The sequence below is a fragment of the Microbacterium galbum genome (assembly GCF_032464915.1).
GTDB lineage: Bacteria > Actinomycetota > Actinomycetes > Actinomycetales > Microbacteriaceae > Microbacterium > Microbacterium galbum.
The window spans coordinates 521,881-540,488 of sequence record NZ_JAWDIS010000002.1 but is presented as its reverse complement, the minus strand read 5'-3'; the positions used below and the strand labels follow the sequence as shown (position 1 = coordinate 540,488).

General features: G+C 72.3%; 13 protein-coding genes and 2 tRNA genes. 9 read left to right on the top strand and 6 right to left on the bottom strand.

The window, feature by feature from the left end:
• The first annotated feature begins 6 nt into the window (after positions 1–6).
• Positions 7–1,203, top strand: a complete 1,197-nt coding sequence (aztD, locus tag RWH45_RS11745) for a zinc metallochaperone AztD (RefSeq protein ID WP_315995072.1) — start codon at positions 7–9, stop codon at positions 1,201–1,203.
• Positions 1,204–1,296: 93 nt separating this feature from the next.
• On the opposite strand, the gene RWH45_RS11740 is transcribed toward aztD, so the two are convergent.
• Complete coding sequence (locus RWH45_RS11740; protein ID WP_315995071.1) at positions 1,297–2,184, bottom strand: LysR family transcriptional regulator; 888 nt, start codon at positions 2,182–2,184, stop codon at positions 1,297–1,299.
• Between the two features lie 99 nt (positions 2,185–2,283).
• On the opposite strand from RWH45_RS11740, the gene RWH45_RS11735 reads away from it, so the two are divergent.
• Positions 2,284–5,757: a bifunctional proline dehydrogenase/L-glutamate gamma-semialdehyde dehydrogenase gene (locus tag RWH45_RS11735; RefSeq protein WP_315995070.1), complete on the top strand. Its 3,474-nt coding sequence runs from the start codon at positions 2,284–2,286 to the stop codon at positions 5,755–5,757.
• A 66-nt stretch (positions 5,758–5,823) separates the two neighbouring features.
• Here RWH45_RS11735 and RWH45_RS11730 read toward each other — a convergent pair whose 3' ends face one another.
• Positions 5,824–6,498 carry a pyridoxamine 5'-phosphate oxidase family protein gene (locus tag RWH45_RS11730; RefSeq protein WP_315995069.1) on the bottom strand — a complete coding sequence of 225 codons (675 nt, stop codon included), beginning with the start codon at positions 6,496–6,498 and terminating at the stop codon, positions 5,824–5,826.
• Positions 6,499–6,579: 81 nt separating this feature from the next.
• Here RWH45_RS11730 and pdxR point away from each other — a divergent pair, with 81 nt between their 5' ends.
• Entirely contained in the window at positions 6,580–7,983 is a 1,404-nt protein-coding gene (gene pdxR / locus RWH45_RS11725; protein ID WP_315995068.1) for a MocR-like pyridoxine biosynthesis transcription factor PdxR, read from the top strand.
• Here the strand turns inward: pdxR and RWH45_RS11720 are convergent.
• Positions 7,980–9,569 (bottom strand): phytoene desaturase family protein, encoded by a 1,590-nt coding sequence (locus tag RWH45_RS11720; RefSeq protein WP_315995067.1) that lies wholly within the window; start codon positions 9,567–9,569, stop codon positions 7,980–7,982. The two genes, pdxR and RWH45_RS11720, sit on opposite strands and share 4 nt — an antisense overlap.
• 61 nt (positions 9,570–9,630) lie before the next feature.
• On the opposite strand from RWH45_RS11720, the gene RWH45_RS11715 reads away from it, so the two are divergent.
• From RWH45_RS11715 to RWH45_RS11700, 4 genes are all read left to right on the top strand, one after another.
• Positions 9,631–10,428: an inositol monophosphatase family protein gene (locus RWH45_RS11715; RefSeq protein ID WP_315995066.1), complete on the top strand. Its 798-nt coding sequence runs from the start codon at positions 9,631–9,633 to the stop codon at positions 10,426–10,428.
• A 240-nt stretch (positions 10,429–10,668) separates the two neighbouring features.
• On the top strand, positions 10,669–12,099 hold the full coding sequence (locus RWH45_RS11710; RefSeq protein WP_315995065.1) for a M23 family metallopeptidase: 1,431 nt from the start codon (positions 10,669–10,671) through the stop codon (positions 12,097–12,099).
• 67 nt (positions 12,100–12,166) lie between these two features.
• Positions 12,167–12,238, top strand: a tRNA-Thr gene (locus RWH45_RS11705).
• Positions 12,239–12,265: 27 nt separating this feature from the next.
• Positions 12,266–12,339 (top strand) — tRNA-Met (locus tag RWH45_RS11700).
• A gap of 207 nt (positions 12,340–12,546) precedes the next feature.
• On the opposite strand, the gene RWH45_RS11695 is transcribed toward RWH45_RS11700, so the two are convergent.
• Positions 12,547–13,929: a pyridoxal phosphate-dependent decarboxylase family protein gene (locus RWH45_RS11695; RefSeq protein ID WP_315995064.1), complete on the bottom strand. Its 1,383-nt coding sequence runs from the start codon at positions 13,927–13,929 to the stop codon at positions 12,547–12,549.
• 234 nt (positions 13,930–14,163) lie between these two features.
• Positions 14,164–14,826 (bottom strand): arsenate reductase/protein-tyrosine-phosphatase family protein, encoded by a 663-nt coding sequence (locus RWH45_RS11690; RefSeq protein WP_315995063.1) that lies wholly within the window; start codon positions 14,824–14,826, stop codon positions 14,164–14,166.
• A 195-nt stretch (positions 14,827–15,021) separates the two neighbouring features.
• On the opposite strand from RWH45_RS11690, the gene RWH45_RS11685 reads away from it, so the two are divergent.
• Both RWH45_RS11685 and RWH45_RS11680 read left to right on the top strand, forming a co-directional pair.
• Entirely contained in the window at positions 15,022–16,146 is a 1,125-nt protein-coding gene (locus RWH45_RS11685; protein ID WP_315995062.1) for a serine/threonine-protein kinase, read from the top strand.
• 195 nt (positions 16,147–16,341) lie between these two features.
• The gene (locus tag RWH45_RS11680) at positions 16,342–17,448 is read left to right on the top strand and encodes a fatty acid desaturase family protein (protein WP_315995061.1); all 1,107 of its coding nucleotides are present in this window, start codon (positions 16,342–16,344) and stop codon (positions 17,446–17,448) included.
• Between the two features lie 55 nt (positions 17,449–17,503).
• Here the strand turns inward: RWH45_RS11680 and RWH45_RS11675 are convergent, their stop codons facing one another.
• Positions 17,504–18,469, bottom strand: a complete 966-nt coding sequence (locus RWH45_RS11675) for a LacI family DNA-binding transcriptional regulator (protein WP_315995060.1) — start codon at positions 18,467–18,469, stop codon at positions 17,504–17,506.
• Between the last annotated feature and the right edge of the window lie 139 nt (positions 18,470–18,608).

Below are 18,608 nucleotides of genomic sequence, written 5' to 3'. Positions count from 1 at the left end.
AATCACATGCGCACTTCCTCCTTCCGCCGCGCGGGCCTGCTCGCGCTCGCGGTCGGCGCGACCGTCGGCCTGTCCGCCTGTGCGGGCGGCGCCGGTTCGGCCGCCCCCGCGTCGAGCGCCCCCGCCGACGCGGCGACCCGGGTCGCCCTGTCGTACCCCGGCGGCATCCTCGTGCTCGACGGCGACACCCTCGAGACCCTCGGCGACATGCCGAGCGAGGAGTTCACCCGGCTCAACCCCGCGGGCGACGGCCGTCACGTCATGGTCACCACGAGCGCGGGCTTCCAGGTGCTGGATGCCGGCGCCTCCGGCGTCGAGCCGGAGCTCACCGACCTCGTGTTCGAGGCGTCCAAGCCCGGTCACGTCGTCACCCACGGCGGGACGACCGTGCTCTACGCCGACGGCACGAGCGACTCGACGATCTTCGACAGCGACGCCCTCCTGGCATCCACCGATTCTCTTCCCGCGGTGCAGACCGTCCCCGGCGTCGAGGCGCACCACGGTGTCTCGATCGTGCTGGAGGACGGCACGTTCCTCACCACCGTGGGCACCGCCGACGGCCGCACGGGCGTCGTCGCGAAGGATGCCGCGGGTTCCACCATCGCCGAGAGCGCCGACTGTCCGGGCGTGCACGGCGAGGGCACCGCGAAGGACGAGGTCGTCGTGTTCGGCTGCGAGAACGGCGCGCTCGTGTTCGACGACGGTGCGTTCACCAAGCTCACCGCCCCCGACCAGCCCTACGGCCGCATGGGCAACGCCTACGTGAGCGAGAACAGCGCCCTCGTCGTCGGCGATTACAAGGACGACCGGGATGCCGAGGGCTACCTGCTGCACCGCGTGGCGCTGATCGACACCGCCGCGAAGACCCAGCGCGTGATCGACATGCCCGAGGGCGCGGAGTACACCTTCCGCGACGTCGCGCGGGGTCCCGGTGAGCTCGCGTACGTGCTCTCGTCGGACGGTGCGATCCACGTGCTCGACCCGGCGACGGGGGAGTTCACCGACGCCTTCCCGGTGATCGACGCCTGGGAGGGCCCGGTCGAGTGGCAGGACGCCCACCCCGCCATCAAAGTCTCGGGCGACATCGCCTACGTCACCGAGCCGGCGAAGAACACCGTGCACGCGGTCGATCTCACCACCGGCGAGGTCGTGAAGAGCGTGACGCTCGCGCAGACGCCGAACGAGATCGCCCTGACGAAGTAAGCGGCGCTCGGCTCCCCTCGCAGATGCGCGCGTCCTCACCGGGCCGCGGCGGACTTCTGCGAGGGGAGTGCGCGTCTGCGACCCGGGTGCGTCTCACCGTCCGCCCCGGTCGTACGCCACCTGCAGCGCCGCGCGCACCGCACGGACGCCGGGGCGGTCGGCGGTTCCGCGGCGCACGGCCGTGAACACCTCGCGTCGGGGCTCGCCCGGCAGGTCCACGAGTCGCACGGGAGGCGCCTCACCCGCGAACACGAGGTCGGGGATCATGCCGACGGCGTGACCGGATGCCACGAGCCGCGCGTGCGCGGTGAGATCGGCCATCTCGAACCGCACGTCGGGCTCGAACCCCGCCGCCCGGCACTGCTGGGTGGCCCACTGACGAGCGGCGGTGCCCACCGGTTCCATCACCCACGCGCGGTCGCGGAGATCCTCGAGCCGGTGCGCCGCATCGCCCGGCGCGACGGCCAGGCGGATGGCATCCCGTCCGAGGAGTCCGCGTTCCAGGCCCTCGCGATGCTCGCGGGTGTGACCCGGGTACTGCTCGGCGACGGCGAGGTCGAAGCGGCGGGCGGCCACCTCGAACAGTCCCTCCTCGGGGGCGAGCTCGGCCACCTCGACGCGCAGCTGCGGCTCGCTGGCGGCGAGGGCGTCGAGGGCGCGCGGGAGCAGACCGTGCGCCGCGGACTGCATCACGGCCACTCGCACCGGGGCGAGCGATGGCCGCATGCGTTCGAGTTCGGCGCGAGCGGCTTCGTCGGCGGCGAGCATGCGGGCGGCATGCGCGGCCAGAGCGGCGCCCTGCGCGGTGAGGCGCACCCGCCGTCCGTCGGGCTCGAGCAGCGCGACCCCCGCCTCCTTCTCGAGCAGGGCGAGCTGCTGCGAGATGGTCGACGGACTGTACGACAGGGCCTCGGCGACGGCCGCGAGGGTGCCCCGCACCGACAGTTCGTGCAGCAAGCGGAGTCGGCGCAGATCGAACACGGCATCCCTTCGGTTCTCTCGATCAGTATGCGTCAGTATTCATCGCTTTTCTCGAACGGATGCGAACCCCATGCTGAGAGCATCCGAGGAAGGATCGCCATGTCGCTCACCGATGTCCCCGACACCACGTCCGGCACCACCCCCGCACCGCCGTCGCCGCAGGAGCTCGTGTCGCCCGCCGAGCTCGCCGATGAGGCGATCGCCCTCGTGCGCCGCTGGCTCGCCGAGAGCCGGGAGGAGCCGGTCGATGTCTCGGCCCAGCGCCTGGCCGGCGTGCTGCGCGACCCGCACGGCCTCGACTTCACGGTGGGATTCGTCGACGGCGTCGTGCGTCCCGAGGACGTGCGCGTCGCCGCGCGCAACCTCGCGGCGCTCACCCCGCTCATCCCCGGGTTCCTCCCGTTGCACCTCAAGGCCGCGATCCGTCTCGGCGCCTTCGCCGCGCCGATCCTGCCGCAGGTCGTGGTCCCCGCCGCGCGGACGGCGCTGCGCTCGATGGTGCGCCACCTCATCGTCGACGCCACCGACCGCAAGCTCGGCGAGGCCATCACCTCGATCCGCGGCCGGGGAGACGGCATCCGCCTCAACGTGAACCTGCTCGGTGAGGCGATCCTCGGTAAGAAGGAGGCCGCGCGTCGTCTGGCCGGCACCCGCAAGCTTCTCGCGCGCGACGACGTCGACTACGTCTCGATCAAGGTGTCGTCCACCGTCGCCCCGCACACGCCGTGGGCGTTCGACGCGGCCGTCGCCGATGCCGTGGCGGCCCTGCGCCCCCTGTACCGGGTCGCGAAGGAGACGGGCACGTTCCTGAACCTCGACATGGAGGAGTTCAAAGACCTCGACCTCACCCTCGCCGTCTTCGAGACGCTGCTGGGCGAGCCCGAGTTCCACGGCGTCGAGGCCGGCATCGTGTTGCAGGCCTACCTCCCCGACGCGCTCGCCGCGATGATCCGCCTGCAGGAATGGACCGCCGCGCGGGTGGCATCCGAGGGAGCCCACATCAAGGTGCGCGTCGTCAAGGGCGCGAACCTGCCGATGGAACGCGTGGATGCCGACGTGCACGACTGGCCGCTCGCCACCTGGCCGTCCAAGCAGGCGACCGACGCCTCCTACAAGGCCGTGCTCGACTACGCGCTGCGCCCCGAGCACACCGCGAACGTGCGGATCGGCGTCGCCGGGCACAACCTCTTCGACGTCGCCCTCGCCTGGCTCCTCGCCGAGCGCCGCGGCGTGACCGGCGGCATCGACGTCGAGATGCTCCTCGGCATGGCCACCGCTCAGCAGGCCGTCGTGCGTCGCACGGTCGGTTCGATCCTGCTCTACACCCCCGTCGTGCACCCGCAGGAGTTCGACGTCGCGATCGCCTACCTGATCCGCCGCCTCGAAGAGGGGGCGTCGAGCGAGAACTTCATGTCGGCGGTCTTCGACCTCGACACCCATGCGGCTCTGTTCGCCCGGGAGCGCGACCGCTTCCTGGCATCCCTCGCCGACATGCCCGAGGGCGTTCCCGCATCGAACCGCGTGCAGGACCGCACTGCTGCCGCGGCCCCCGCGCCGATTCACGGCTTCCGCAACACCCCCGACTCCGACCCGGCGATCGAGGCGAACCGCGACTGGTCGCGGGCGATCGTCGCTCGCATGGAGGAGTCGACCCTCGGCGCGCAGACCATCGCCGACCACACGGTCACTGACGAGACCGCGCTGAACGCGATCATCCAGGATGCCGCGGACGCCGCCGCGTCGTGGAGCGCGCTCGGGGCCGCCGGTCGCGCCGAGATCCTGCACCGCGCCGGAGATGCGCTCGAGAAGCGCCGCGCCGACCTGCTCGAGGTCATGGGCGCCGAGTGCGGCAAGGTCATCGAGCAGAGCGACCCCGAGGTGTCGGAGGCGATCGACTTCGCCCACTACTACGCGGAGCAGGCGCGCACCCTCGAGACCGTCGACGGCGCGACCTTCACCCCGGTCGGTATGACCGTGGTAACGCCGCCGTGGAACTTCCCCGTCGCGATCCCCGCCGGCTCGACCCTCGCGGCGCTCGCCGCCGGATCCGCCGTCGTCATCAAGCCCGCGGCCCTGGCCGAGCGCTCGGGGGCCGTCATGGTCGAAGCGCTGTGGGAGGCCGGCGTGCCGCGTGAGGTGCTGAAGCTCGTGCAGGTGTCCGAGAACGACCTCGGACGACAGCTCCTCACCCACCCCGCCGTCGAGCGGGTCGTGCTGACCGGCGCCTACGAGACGGCCGAGCTGTTCCGCTCGTTCCGCCCCGACCTGCCGCTGCTCGCCGAGACGAGCGGCAAGAACGCCGTGATCGTCACGCCCAGCGCCGACCTCGACCTCGCGGCGAAGGACGTCGCGATGTCGGCGTTCGGACACGCGGGGCAGAAGTGCTCGGCGGCATCCCTCGTCGTGCTCGTCGGTTCGGTGGCGCGCTCGCGTCGCTTCCGCGACCAGCTCGTCGACGCGGTCACCTCGCTCGAGGTCGGGATGCCGTGGGACGAGGCCTCGCGCGTCGGGCCGCTCATCGAGCCGGCGCACGGCAAGCTCCTGCAGGCGCTCACGACCCTCGAGCCCGGCCAGCGCTGGGTGGTCGAGCCGAAGAAGCTCGACGACGACGGCTCGCTGTGGCGCCCCGGCATCCGCGAGGGCGTCCAGCCCGGCAGCGCCTTCCACCGCACCGAGTACTTCGGACCCGTGCTCGGCATCATGACCGCCGAGACGCTGGACGAGGCGATCGAGATCGTCAACGCGATCGAGTACGGCCTCACCTCGGGGCTGCACGCGCTGGACTCCGCGGAGATCGACACCTGGCTCGCGCGCATCGAAGCCGGCAACGTCTACGTCAACCGCGGCACCACCGGCGCGATCGTGCAGCGGCAGCCGTTCGGCGGGTGGAAGAAGTCGGCCGTCGGCGCGGGCACGAAGGCCGGCGGACCGCACTACCTCTTCGGGTTCGGAACGTGGGCGGATGCCGAGACCTCGACGCCTCGCACGCCCGACGCCCTCGCCGCTCCGGCGCTGGCCGCCGTGCCCGCCGCCGACCGCGACTGGCTCGCCGAGGCGCTCGCGAGCGACGCCGCCGCGTGGGCCGAGGAGTTCTCGCTCGCCCGTGACGTGACCGCGCTGGAGTCGGAGCAGAACGTGCTGCGCTACGCCGCCGTGCCGGTCACCGTGCGGGTCGAGGACGCGTCGGCGTCCGCCCTCGTGCGCGTGGTCGCGGCGGGCGTGCGGGCGGGCTCCGTCGTGACCGTGAGCGCCGCCGCCGAGCTGTCGCCCGCCGTGCGCGCATGGCTCGAGGGCGTGGGCGTCCGTGCCGCGGTGGAGGACGCCGCGGACTGGGCTCGCCGCGCGGCGCGCCTCGCGCGCACCGGCGGGCGCGTGCGCCTGCTGGGCGGCTCGACGCTCGCCGTCGCCGAGGCCACGGGAGGGTCGCCGTCTGTCGCGGTCTACGCCGGCGAGGTCACGCGAGCCGGACACGTCGAGCTGCTGCCGTTCCTGCGCGAGCAGGCCGTGTCGATCACCGCGCACCGGTTCGGCACGCCCCGCCGGTACGCGGTGCCGCCCCTCGTCCGCCGCTGAACGTCGTCGAAGGCGGGGTCGCTCCTTTCTCCGGGGCGGCCCCGCCTTTCCCGTGTCCGGTCGCGGCTACGCCATGCCCGACGCCGCGATGCGCTCCGCCGCGCGGCGCACCGAGGCGGGGACCGGCGTCCCCTCCGTCGTCTGCGCCGACGTCACCGGCTCTCCGGCGACGACCCGCAGCGGCAGCATCCCCGCCCAGACGCGGCGATCCTCGCCGTCGTCGTCCTCCTCGACGAGCGACCCGGCGTTGTCCTTCACGCTCGCCTCGGCGAGGGGGATGCGCAGCACCATCGTCGCAGCGAGCTCGCGGGCGTTCATCGGCCGGACGTCGGAGCTGCGCCCGGGCATGAGGTGCTCCGACAGGGCGAGCAGAGCCGCCTCCTTCTCCTCGGGCGGAACGACGGATGCCACGCCGTGCACGACCGCGCACCGGTACCGCATCGAGCTGTCGAACAGGGAGCGCGCGTACTTCAGCCCCATCAGGTGCGTCACCGTGACGCAGACGGGCGCGCCCGCGGCGAGGCGGCGGAAGAAGTCGCTGCCGGTCGACCCGTGCACGAGGAGGTCGTCGCCGTCGCGGCCGATGCCGACCGGGAGGGCGATCGGGCGGTCGTCGCGCACGATCGCGAGAGTGGCGGACAGGGCGCCGTCGATCACGTCGTACAAGGCTGCGCGGTCGGTGACCTGGTGGTGGGCTCCGCGGCGCACACGGGTCAGGGTCGTCAGGGGCAGATCGGTCATGGGTCGATCTCACCCCGCCGCGTGGATCATGGCCTAGTCCGGTTCTGCGGCGATCGAGTGGACCGGTGACAGAATCGGGTCGTGATCGACGTCGGCATCCTGGATCGCAGCGCGCCCGTCCCGCTGCACGAACAGCTCGCGCGTGGGATCCGAGCGGCGGTGCTGGCCGGGCGCGTCCGCGGCGGTGACGACGTGCCGTCGACACGCGCGCTCGCGGCCGACCTCGGGCTCGCGCGCGGGACGGTCGTGTCGGCCTACGAGATCCTCGCGGGGGAGGGGTATCTCGTCGCCCGACCAGGCGGGGGCACGGCGGTCGCCGACATCGCGCGCCCGGTCGCGGCGTCGTCCGCCGCCACGTCGACGTCGCCCGTGCCCGCGGCGAGCGCCCCGGTCGTCGACCTGCGTCCCGGTCGCCCCGGCACCGCGGGTATCGCCGACGCCGCGTGGCGGTCGGCCTGGCGTCGGGCGAGCGCGCTCGAGGTGGCGCCCGACGTGGCCGATGTCACGGGCGACCCCGCGCTGCGTGCGGCGATCGCGGCCCACCTCGGGCGCACCCGCGGCCTCGACCTCGCACCCGACGACGTCATCGTCACCGCGGGCACGAGCGACGCGATGCTGCTCACCCTGCTCTCCCTCTCGCCCCGCGGCTCCCGCCTGCGCGTGGGGATCGAGAACCCCGGTTACCCGCGTGTCCGTCGCCTGCTCGGCCGCCTCGGCGCGGAGGCGGTGCTTCTGCCCGTCCGGCTCGATACGGGGTTCGACCTCGACGCCTTCGAGGCGCACGACGATCTCGACGCCGTGATCGTGACCCCGCACCATCACTACCCCCTGGGAAGCCGACTGGATGCCGCTGCCCGCTCCCGCCTGCTGGAGGGGGCGGCGCGCGTCGGCGCGGTCGTCGTCGAGGACGACTACGACAGCGAGTTCCCGCACGGCCGGATGCCCCTGCCGCCGTTGCATCTGCTCGATCCCGCGAACGTGGTGTCGATCGGCACGCTGTCGAAGGTGCTCAGTCCGGCGCTGCGCTGCGGCTGGATCGTCGCGACCGGTGTCCTGCGCGATCGGATCGTCGAGGCGCGCACCGACCTCGACCCGCCGGTGTCGCAGGTCCAGCAGCGCGCGCTCGCCCTCTATCTGGCGGAGGGAGCTCTGGCCCGGCACACCGCTCGCCGCCGCCGCGACTACCGCCACCGCCGCCGGCTGCTCCTGGATGCCTTCGCCGCGGTCGACGGCGTCACGCTGACCGCGACCGACGGTGGGCTGCACGCGGTGGTGCTGCTCGACGACGCCCCACCGGCGTCGGAGCGGGCGATGGTCGACGCGCTCGCCGCCCTCGGCATCCTGGTCTCGCCCCTGTCGTCCTATGCGGTGCCGGGGACCGCCGCGGACCTGCCCGGGGGCATCGTGTTCGGCTATGCCGAGCCGCCCACGCCCTCCCTGATGGATGCCGTCGGCCGGATCATCGCGGTGGCGCGCGGTCTCTAGCCCTCCAGGATCTCCAGCGCCGCCATCGCCGCGTTCTGCCCTCCGATGCCGCTGACCGCCCCGCCGCGCTGCGCGCCGGAGCCGCACACCAGCACGCGCGGGTGAGGTGTCGCGACGCCCCACCGGGCGGCGGGCGTCGACGCGGGGGCGTCGAGCCACGGCCACGACAGTGCGCCGTGGAAGATGTCGCCGCCGATCATGTTCAGCGACTCCTCGAGGTCATGGGTCGTGCGCGCCTCGATGCAGAGTCGCCCGTCGGGGGCGCGGAGGATGCATTCGCGCAGCGGCTCCGCGATGACCGATTCGAGCGAGGCCTGCGCCGCCGCCAGCAGCTTCGCGCCCGCGGCGACGGGATCCATGTCGGCGATGAGCCGGTGCGGCACCTGCAGTCCGAACATCGTCAACGTCTGTGCGCCGTCCACGACGAGGTGGTCGCCCAGGATCGACGGGTCGGTCAGCGAGTGGCAGTAGATCTCGACGGGGAGCGGCTCGGGGATGAGCCCTCCGGATGCCGCCGCGTACGCGGCATCCACCTGGGTCATCGTCTCGTTGACGTGGAAGGTCCCCGAGAAGGCGGCCTCGGGAGTGACCGATCCGTCGCGCAGGCGGGGAAGGCGCGACAGCAGCATGTTGACCTTGACCTGAGCGCCCTCGGGCGTCTCGGCGCCCGTGGTCGCGCTCCCGCCCGCGGACAGCAATCGGTCGAGGGCGGCGCGGCCCACGCCGCTGAGCACGAGCTCGCCGTGGAACACCTCGGAGCGGTCGGTCATGGTGTGAACGTCGCCGTCGGGCGAGATCGAGACGACCTCGACGCCGGTGAAGATCTCGACGCCCGCCTCGAGCGCGGCTCGCTCGAGCTCCTTCGTGATGGCACCCATGCCGCCCACGGGCACGTCCCAGTCGCCCGTCCCTCCGCCGATCACGTGGTACAGGAAGCAGCGGTTCTGCACGAGCGAGGGGTCGTCGGAGGTGGCGAAGGTGCCGATGAGTCCGTCGGTGAGGGCGATGCCGCGCACGAGATCGCTCTCGAACGACCGCCGCAGCAGGTCGCCCAGGGGCCGTGTCGTCAGCGCGTCCCACAGGTCGTCGTCGCCCACCCGGGCGCGCAGCTCCTCGGCGGTCGGCAGGGGATCCGTCATCGTCGGGAACACCGCCGCGGCCAGCGGGGCGAGGCGCTCGCCGAAGGCCGAGAACCGCTCCGCCTCGGCGGCGCCCTCGTCGCCCAGGGTCCGGACGAACGACGCGGTGGTCGCCTCGGCATCCTGGGTGTCGATCAGGATCCCGCGGGACGGATCGCGCGGGTCGGGTGTGTACGACGAGTACCGACGCCGTTTGAGCGTGATCCGCAGCCCGAGGTCGTCGATGATCTTCTGGGGCAGCAGGCTCACCAAGTAGGAGTAGCGCGACAGGCGGGCATCGACGCCGAACCACGGGCGTTCCGAGACGGCGGCACCGCCCACGGCCTCGGCTTTCTCGATCACCGCCACGCGGCGCCCGGCCTGGGCGAGGTAGGCCGCGGCGACCAGGGCGTTGTGCCCGGCCCCCGCGATGACGACGTCGTACCGGCGAGAATCCGAAGCGGTCATGACCCCACGCTAACCAGGGCGACGAATTCCGCGCAGGGGGTGGCGCACTAGCGTGGATGCCATGACCCTTCCCGCAGAACTGCTCGACATCGCCGCGCGCATCGCCCGTGAGGCCGGCGAACTCGCCCATCGCCGTCGACAGGAGGGGGTGACGGTGGCCGCGACCAAGTCGGCCGCCGCCGACATCGTCACCGCCGCCGATCGTGAGGTGGAGGCGTTCATCCGCGCGGAGCTCGCGCGCGAGCGACCCGACGACGGGTTCTTCGGCGAGGAGTCCGGGGCCGAGGAGGGCACGAGCGGGATCACCTGGGTCGTCGACCCCATCGACGGCACCGTGAACTACGCCTACGGCATCCCGGCGTGGGCCGTCAGCATCGCCGCGGTCGAGGGCACCGCCGAGACGGCGGCGTGGACGGCGCTCGCCGGAGCCGTCTTCAACCCCGTCACGGGCGAGTTGTTCACGGCTTCGCGCGGCGGGGGAGCGTGGCTCGGCGACCGACGTCTCGCGGTGAGCGAGGTGGGCCCCGCCGGCGGCCTCGTGGCCACCGGCTTCGGCTACAACCCCGAGACCCACGGTCCGGCGCTCGACCAGCTGGCGCGCGTCATGCCGATCGCTCGCGATGTGCGCCGCATCGGTGCGGCCTCCCTCGACCTGGCCTCGGTGGCCGCGGGGCGCGTCGACGCCTACTACGAGCGCGGCACGCAGCCTTGGGACCACGCGGCCGGTTCGCTCCTCGTGCAGGAGGCGGGCGGCACGGTGGGTGGGGCGCCCGGCGGGCGCCCCGGCAACGGCATGGTCATCGCCGCCGGGCCGGCCTTCTTTGACCGCCTGGAGCCCCTGCTCGACTACGACAGGTGAAAAGGCGGGGCGCTCATGGCATTCCCAGACCGCCCGAGGTAGGGTGTTTATCAGTTCGTTATTTTTCCGCGACCCGAACCTGCGGAAAAGGCCAAGCCCCCAAAGCCCGAAGCCGTCGCGCCTGCGACACGACACGAGAGCCCCCGCGCGTTGCCGTCAGAAGCCCCCGAGACTGAGCCCGCCCCGACCCGGCGGTCTCGTCGCCCCCTCGCCACGCCCGCCGCCGAGTCCGCTCCGCGATTGACCCGCGCCGAGATGCGCCGTCTCGCCGCGAGCGAAGCACCCACCGCGGTCGTCGACGAGCCCGCCCCGAAGCCCGCCGATCCGGCCCCCGTCGACGCCGAAGCCGCCTCTCAGCCCGAGCTGATCGAGAACGTCGCGATGGCCGTCATGGAGACCGTCATCGCCGCGACGATCGAGCCGACGCTGCCCGACCGCGACACTGTCGCGGAGGGTCCGGCCGACGGCGCCGCAGCCGACGAGGCGGACGCCCTCGAGGTCACCGTCGTCGAGGAGCGCCGCTCCGACGAGGTCGCCGTCATCCTGCAGAGCGCCGACAGCGACGTGGCCACCACCCCGGTCTCGCTGCCGACCTCGCCCATCACGCTTCCGGTCACCCGCCGCTCGCGTCGTCGCCCGGCATCCTCGGTCATCATCGACTCCGCCGTCGACGACGCCGTCGCCGCCGAGCCGGTCGACGAGAGCCCGGATGCCGCCGTCCCCGCGCTCGCGGCCTCCGTCGCCGCCGACGAGCCCGTCGCATCGCCCTCCGCGTCCGCGGACGAGGCCGACGAGTTCGCCACCGCCGCGCGACTCTTCGCCTTCACGGGCGAGACCGCGATCCAGTCGCCGATCGTCGCGGCCCATGAGCCTGTCGCAGAGGGGCTGCCCGCCGCGGCGGCGGCCGCTCCCCGCACCCGCCGGAACGTCCGCCGCATCGCGGCCACGTCGTTCTCGGTGGGCGTCATGGGCGTCGTCGGCCTGCTCACCGTCGGCATGACCATGCCCGTCAGCGCCCTCGCCTCGGCGAGCGGCACCGACAGCGTCACGGCCCCGGCCGCGTCCGCCACGACCCGCCTCGCGGTCGGCGGCAGCGACGTCGCCGCCGGCGACGGCGAGATCCAGGCCTACGTCGCCCCCGCGCAGGCGCAGGCCGGCGTCGTCGACCGCGCCGACGACGGCTACAGTGCCACGACCTACGCGAAGATGGCTCTCGATTCGGGCATCACCCGCCCGTCCGACTTCTACGTCAACGACCCGACCGCGCCCATCCAGTGGCCCTTCGCCGTGGGCGTGTCCATCTCGTACGGCTTCGGCATGCGCGACGGCGGCTTCCACGAGGGTGCCGACTTCGTTCCCGGCGAGGGATCGCCCGTTCAGGCCATCGCCGACGGCACCGTGCGCATCGCGACCGAGCAGGGCGGCGCCTTCGGCGTCACCGTGCTGATCGACCACGAGATCGACGGGCAGCTCGTCTCGAGCCGCTACGGCCACATGCAATACGGCTCGCTCCAGGTCACGCAGGGCGAGAAGGTCCACGTGGGTCAGTTCCTCGGTCGCACCGGCAACACCGGTCGCTCCTTCGGCGCGCACACCCACGTCGAGATCCTCCAGAACGGCACGACGCCGATCGACCCGATCGCCTGGCTGCGCCAGCACGCCGGAGGATGACCCTCGATTCGTAAGAGAGTGTCTCGGTCTGATATTCTCTTCTAGTTGCCCGGAGCGATCCGGGTACGCCCCGATAGCTCAGTGGCAGAGCACTTCCATGGTAAGGAAGGGGTCGTCAGTTCAATCCTGACTCGGGGCTCAAGCATTCGGTATTCGGATGCCACGCGGCGGGGTAGCTCAGTTGGTGAGAGCGCACGACTCATAATCGTGAGGTCGCGGGTTCAAGCCCCGCTCCCGCTACAGATGTCGAGAAAGCCCCGGTTCGCCGGGGCTTTTCGCATTCCCGGTCCGCGCGACCGTCGCTGGGCGTCGACGCCGACGCGGAGCCGCGCATGCACGGCAAGCACAGCGGCGGGATCCGCCCCGGACACGCCGCAGGGGCGGCCGGGCGCATCGGCGTGTCGAGCGTGATCCCCGCCGTCGTGCACGGGTCGAGCCGCGGCATCGTCACATCATTGTGTCGAGGATCCCCACCAGATCGTCGAACGTCGTCCGCGGATTCAGGATCGCGAAGCGGGCGTTGACGCGTCCGGCGTGGCTCGAGGGGGTAACGAAGGCGTGCTGCCCATCGAGCAGCTGCGCCGACCAGCGGTCGTAGTCGGCCTTCGCCCACCCGACGCGCTCGAAGACCACGACCCCGAGCTGGGGGCGGCGGACCAGCGTGAGCTCGGCGCGTCCGTCGATCTCGTCGGCGATGCGCTCGGCGAGGTCGATCGCGGTGGTGATGGCCTCGCGGTAGACCGCCGCGCCGTAAGTGGCGAGCGAGAACCACAGGGGCAGCCCGCGGGCGCGGCGCGTGAGGTGGGCGGCGAAGTCCGACGGGCTCCAGTCGCTCGTCTCGGTGAGGGTGTCGAGGTACTCGGCGTGCTGCGTGTGGGCACGGCGGCCGAGCTCGGGGTCGCGGTAGATGAGCGCGCACGCGTCGAAGGGGGCGAACAGCCACTTGTGCGGGTCGACCACGAGGGAGTCGGCGTGCTCGACGCCGGCGAACCGGTGCCGAGCCCGCGGGGAGAGCATGCCGGTGAGTCCGTACGCACCGTCGACGTGCAGCCACACGTCGGTGCCCTGGACCGCGCGGGCGATGTCGGCGATGTCATCGACGATGCCGAAGTTGGTGGAGCCGGCGGTCGCGACCACGGCGAAGACGCTGTCACCGTGCTCGTCGAGGGCGGCGCGCACGGCGTCTCCGCGCAGCACGCCGTCGGCACCCACGGGCACGCCGACGACCTCGACGTCCATCACGCGCGCCGCGGAGGCGATCGAGGAGTGCGCCTCGACGCTGCAGACCACGCGCCAGGCGTCGGGGCGGGGGCTGCCGGCATCCGCGAGCCGATCACGCGCCGCCTCGCGAGCGGCGACGAGGGCGGACAGGTTGCCCAGCGTCCCGCCCTGGACGAAGACGCCTCCCGCGCCCTCGGGGAGTCCGAACTCGGCGGCGAGCCAGCGCAGCACCTCGTTCTCGGCGTGCACGGCGCCGGCTCCTTCGAGCCACGAGCCGCCGTAGAGCGCGCTGGCCGAGACGACGAGGTCGAATGCGGCCGCGGCCTTGGTGGGCGCGCTCGGGATGAACGAGAGGTAACGCGGGTCGTCGGTCGTGATGCACGCGGGGGCGAGGACGTGCTCGAAGATCCCGAGCGCCTTGCGCGCACCGATGCCCTTCTCGTCGATGGTGCGGCCCGCGAGGCGCCGCAGTTCGGCGGCAGGCAGCGGCTTGTCGAGCGGCGTGTCCTCGGACGTGAGCCGACCCCGGGAGTACTCGAGCACCATGTCGACGATGGCGCGAGTCTCGTCGCTGACCTCGTGCATGCGCGCGGCGGGGGAGTGGGTCATCGAAACCTCCGGATCAGGATGCCGATCGCGGCCGCGACGGGAGGCGGCGTCGGCGTCGACAGGGGTGTGAAAGCGCGGGGCGGGTGGCGATCGGCTCGTGGGAGTCAGCTTAATTCGCCGTCGTCATCGCAGGAACGAGCAGCCGCACGAGTGGTGGGCGGGGATCGGGATGCCGGACGCCGGTGAGGCGGGCTTCCCGACGGCGCGTGCGGGACGGGGCCTCTCGAAGAGGCCTCACGCCGCGGTGAGCTGCGGGGCGACCCGCGCGATGCGCGAGCGCAACTCGCCGACCGTCCGGTCGAACTCCTCGTCGCTGCCGGTCCGAGCGGGGTCGCGGATCGACCAGTGCACGTCGTCGCGACCGCCGAGGGCCTCGTGCGCATGGTCGCAGACGCTGATGACGAAGTCTCCGGGCCGGGCGACGTCGCTGAGGGACCGGGGGCGGACGCGGTCGTCGAGGCGCAGATCGTGCCGGACCGCCGCGGCGACGGCGCCGGCGTGCACGCGTTCGCCGGGGTTCGTCCCCGCCGACTCCGCCGGAATCGCGCTGTGGGCCTCCCAGATGGCGCGGGCAAGTTGAGAACGGGCGGAATTCGCCGTGCAGACGAAGAGCACCCGGCCCTGGACCTTGCGTGGGGCGAGGGTGAGGTCGGAGAACGCTTCGGGAACGAGCTGCAGGTAGCTGCGACGCCCGTCCGACTCGGATGGCACGCGCCGCGCGATCCCGCGGTCTTCGAGCACGTTGGCGTGGAAGGCGACGAGGTTCGACTTCATCCCCAGCACGGACGCGATCTCGCTCGACGACATGTCGCCCATCGCGAGCAGATCGACGATGCGCAGACGTCCCGGGTCTCCGAGAGCGGCGAAGGCCTCAGCGCGCCGTCGAAGATCGTCCATTATGCCCCCGTCCGCCCGGTCTGTCATCCGTCAGCGGAAATCGCTTTTACTCAGTAGCCTTTGAGCGACCGCAACGGGCGGGCGCCCCCCAACAGTGCGCCCGTTGCGGTCTCTCACACCCTCGGGGCAAGAGGAGTTTCTCATGCGGCAGCGGCGCGTCGGGCGGCGGATCACGCCGCGTGTCGAAAGAAGCCGATGACCATGGCTGCGCAGGGCGACGGCGGGCGACGAGCGCTCCGGGCGCAACGCGAACAGGATGCCGCGGCGTCACTGCCTGCGGGCCTCGCCACGGTCTTCGCGGGGCGCTATCGGGTCGCGGGGCCCCTCGGCCGCCGGGGGGTCGACGGCCACGTCTTCCGCGCGCGCGACGACATCCTCGCGCGCGACGTCGTCGTGAAGGTGTTCCCCCTCGACCCCGCGACCGCGACCGAGGCCCCGCGTCGGCTGGAGGGGGCCCGCGTCCTCGCCGCACTCGATCACCCGGCGCTCATCACGCTCTACGACGCCCATCTCGGACGCGACGGCCGCGGCTATCTCGTGACCGAGTTCATCAACGGTCCATCCCTGCGCGAACGCCTCGACGACGGCGGACCGCTCGCGCCGCTCCTGGTCGCCGGGCTGATCGAGGATCTCGCACGCGGACTCGACGCCGTTCACGAGGTGGGCATCGTCCACCACCACCTCACGTCATCGCACATCCTGCTGCGTCCCGTCCGAAACGCCCACCGGCCGTTCGTCGCGGTGCTCGCCGACTTCGGCGTCGCCCACCTCCTGTCCGGTGGTGCCGGCGCCGCGGTCGACGACGCTTCCACCGACGACGAGGACTACCTGCCGCCGGAGCAACTGCGCGGGGAGGCGCCCGGCGCCGCCGCCGACATCTACGCCCTCGGCCTCCTGGCCGTGGAGGCGTTGACCGGTGAGAGCCCGGTGCTCGGGGGAGCGGCGCAGCACGTCCTTCTCGCGCCTCTCGATTTCGATCCCGTCATCCCCTCGCGGTTCGGGTACGGGTGGGAGGTGCTCCTCACCGCGATGACGGACCCCGATCCGGCTCGACGTCCGTCGGCGGCAGACGTCGTCGCCGTCGCGGTCGAGCTCCGGCAGGGCGCCGATGGCGGCGGAGCGATCCCCGTCCCCGATGTCTCCTCTTCCGGAGTCGGCCCGGAGTCGGAGCCGGAGCCGGAGTCGGAGTCGGAGTCGGAGTCGAAGCCGGTGCCGGAGTCGGAGCCGGTGCCGGCCTTGCGCGCCGTGACGCAATCGCGCGAGGCGACCACGCGGCGGCGGCGCCCGCCCATCTGGGCCTGGGTCACGCACGCGCGCTGACCACGCCTCACCGGCCGTAGCTGGCAATCGTCTGACCTTCTCCGGTGCGCCCGGTCGCCGAACCGCGTCTTTCCGGGACTCGGGAGGAGCGTGTATGCACCCATGCGCATATGCACGACGTAGCGTCGACCTCAGTCCTCGGCATCCGCCCATGGCTTCCGGCCTTAGCGGTCACCCAGAACCGAGGAGCATGCCATGGCTGCACCCGTCATCGAATCCCGGATGGGACCGATCCGCCAGACCTACAAGGGAACGACCGACTTCCCCCCGATGGCCAAGGCGTACACGGAACTGTCGCAGGTCGTCCGCGAGACGGGACTGCTCACGCGTGCCCGCCGCTTCTATGCGCTGGTCGGCACGGTGCTCGCCCTCGGCTTCGGCGGGGCGATCACCGGTTTCGTCCTTCTCGGGGACAGCTGGTTCCAGCTGCTGATCGCCGCCGCTCTCGGCATCCTCTTCACCCAGGTCGCCTTCCTCGCCCACGAGGCGGCGCACAAGCAGATCTTCGCGTCGGGACGCGCCAACGACCGCCTGGCCCTGTGGCTCGCTGCCGGCGTCGTGGGCATCAGCCTGTCGTGGTGGACGTCGAAGCACACCCGCCACCACGCCAACCCGAACCGCGTGGGCAAGGACCCCGACATCGAGGTCGACACGATCTCCTTCGTCGACGAGGATGCCGCGACCGCGCGCGGCCTGCGCCGCTGGATCACGCGTCGCCAGGGGTGGCTGTTCTTCCCGCTGCTCACGCTCGAGGGCGCGAACCTGCACGCGCACGCCTTCCGCCACCTTTTCTCGCGCGGAGAGGTGAAGGGGCGGTGGAGCGAGCTGGGCATCATCGCGCTGCGCTTCGCCGTGTTCGTCGCGCCCGTCTTCGTCTTCCTCCCGATCGGCATGGCGTTCGCGTTCCTCGGCGTGCAGCTCGCCGTCTTCGGGGTCTACATGGGGGCGTCTTTCGCTCCGAACCACAAGGGCATGGCCGTGATCGCGCCGAACGCCAAACTCGACTTCTTCAGCAAGCAGGTGCGCACCTCGCGCAACATCACCGGCGGCTGGTGGGCGACGTGGCTGATGGGCGGACTCAACTACCAGATCGAGCACCACCTGTTCCCGAACATGCCGCGCCCGCACCTCAGCCGCGCCCGGGCGATCGTCAAGGAGCACAGCAAGACGCTCGACGTGCCCTACGTGGAGACCACGCTGCTGCAGTCGTACGGAATCGTCATCCGGTACCTCAACCGCGTGGGCCTGGCCGCGCGCGATCCCTTCGAGTGCCCGATGACCTCGGCGGCCGCGCGCGCCTGACGCGCCCCGCGCGGACCATCGAGGTGGCCGTCGGGGGTGGGCTGCGGCCGTCGGCTCAGACCGGGGACGACTCCGGCCAGTGCACCGACACGGGCAGTCGGCGCGTTTCGCCGGCATCCACTCCCGAGGTGAGGAGATCGACGAGGGCGGTCATGGCCTCGCGGCCGAGCTGCTCGCCGTCGACGTCGATCGCGGGCACCTCGTCGGCGCCGATCGCCTCGGCCACCAGGCGTTCCGCGCTCACCACGATCTCCCCGGGTGAGGACACACCCCGGGCGCGCAGGGCGAAGACGAGGCCGAGCCCGATCGAGGTCGCGTAGGGGACCACCGCGGTCGCACCGGAGGCCACGACCGCATCGGTGGCGGCGACCCCCGCGGCGAAGGTCGCGGGGAAGGGACCGAGCGTCGTCAGTTGCGCGCGGTCCGCGACGGCGCGAGCGATCGCGGCGCTGCGCTGCGCGTCCTGCCACGAGCCCTCCGGGCCGCCGAGGTAGGCGATGGCGCGATGACCGGTGTCGGCGAAGCGGGCGGCGAGGTCGGCGAAGGCGCTCGCCGTGTCGGCGACGATGGAGGTCATGCCCTGGATCTCGCGGTCCACGAGCACGGTGGGGCCGCAGACGGCGGCCGCCTGCACGATCTCGTCAGGCCCGCGCGGCGCGACGAGGACGCAGCCGTCGACCTGTCGCGCGAGGCGCTCGAACTCGACGAGGTCGTCGGCGTCGTCGAGGCGGTGCACCGCCACGGTGAGCTGAAGGTCGGATTCACGCGCGCGAGACTGCGCCCCCGCGACGATGGGGGTGAAGAACGCGTTGTCGAGCGTCGGGACGACGAGGGCGACGATCCCGCTGCTGCCGCGGGCGAGGTGGCTCGCGGTGCGATTGGGGACGAAGCCCAGCTGTAGGGCGGCGGCACGCACCCGTGCCACGGTGTCGGGGGCGACGAGGTCGGGGCGGCCGAGCGCACGCGAAGCGGTCGACTTGGCCACCCCGGCAAGAGCGGCGACATCGGCCAGCGTGGTCACTGCGCCCCCTTCCGACAGACGCGAGCACCGCGCGCAGTCCGTTCATCCTACTGAGCGGCCACAACCGGTTGCGTCCGCGTTTTACACGCTGTTTACACGGGAGGTCGCGTGAGCGACTCGCCGCCCCCTACGGTGGTAA

Bases quoted from the DNA above. Each gene is read 5' to 3' on its own strand.
- RWH45_RS11690 (WP_315995063.1), bottom strand. From the start codon at position 14,826: ATGGACGATCTTCGACGGCGCGCTGAGGCCTTCGCCGCTCTCGGAGAC.
- RWH45_RS11730 (WP_315995069.1), bottom strand. From the start codon at position 6,498: ATGACCGATCTGCCCCTGACGACCCTGACCCGTGTGCGCCGCGGAGCC.
- RWH45_RS11735 (WP_315995070.1), top strand. From the start codon at position 2,284: ATGTCGCTCACCGATGTCCCCGACACCACGTCCGGCACCACCCCCGCA.
- RWH45_RS11695 (WP_315995064.1), bottom strand. From the start codon at position 13,929: ATGACCCACTCCCCCGCCGCGCGCATGCACGAGGTCAGCGACGAGACT.
- aztD (WP_315995072.1), top strand. From the start codon at position 7: ATGCGCACTTCCTCCTTCCGCCGCGCGGGCCTGCTCGCGCTCGCGGTC.
- RWH45_RS11715 (WP_315995066.1), top strand. From the start codon at position 9,631: ATGACCCTTCCCGCAGAACTGCTCGACATCGCCGCGCGCATCGCCCGT.
- RWH45_RS11680 (WP_315995061.1), top strand. From the start codon at position 16,342: ATGGCTGCACCCGTCATCGAATCCCGGATGGGACCGATCCGCCAGACC.
- RWH45_RS11720 (WP_315995067.1), bottom strand. From the start codon at position 9,569: ATGACCGCTTCGGATTCTCGCCGGTACGACGTCGTCATCGCGGGGGCC.
- RWH45_RS11685 (WP_315995062.1), top strand. From the start codon at position 15,022: ATGACCATGGCTGCGCAGGGCGACGGCGGGCGACGAGCGCTCCGGGCG.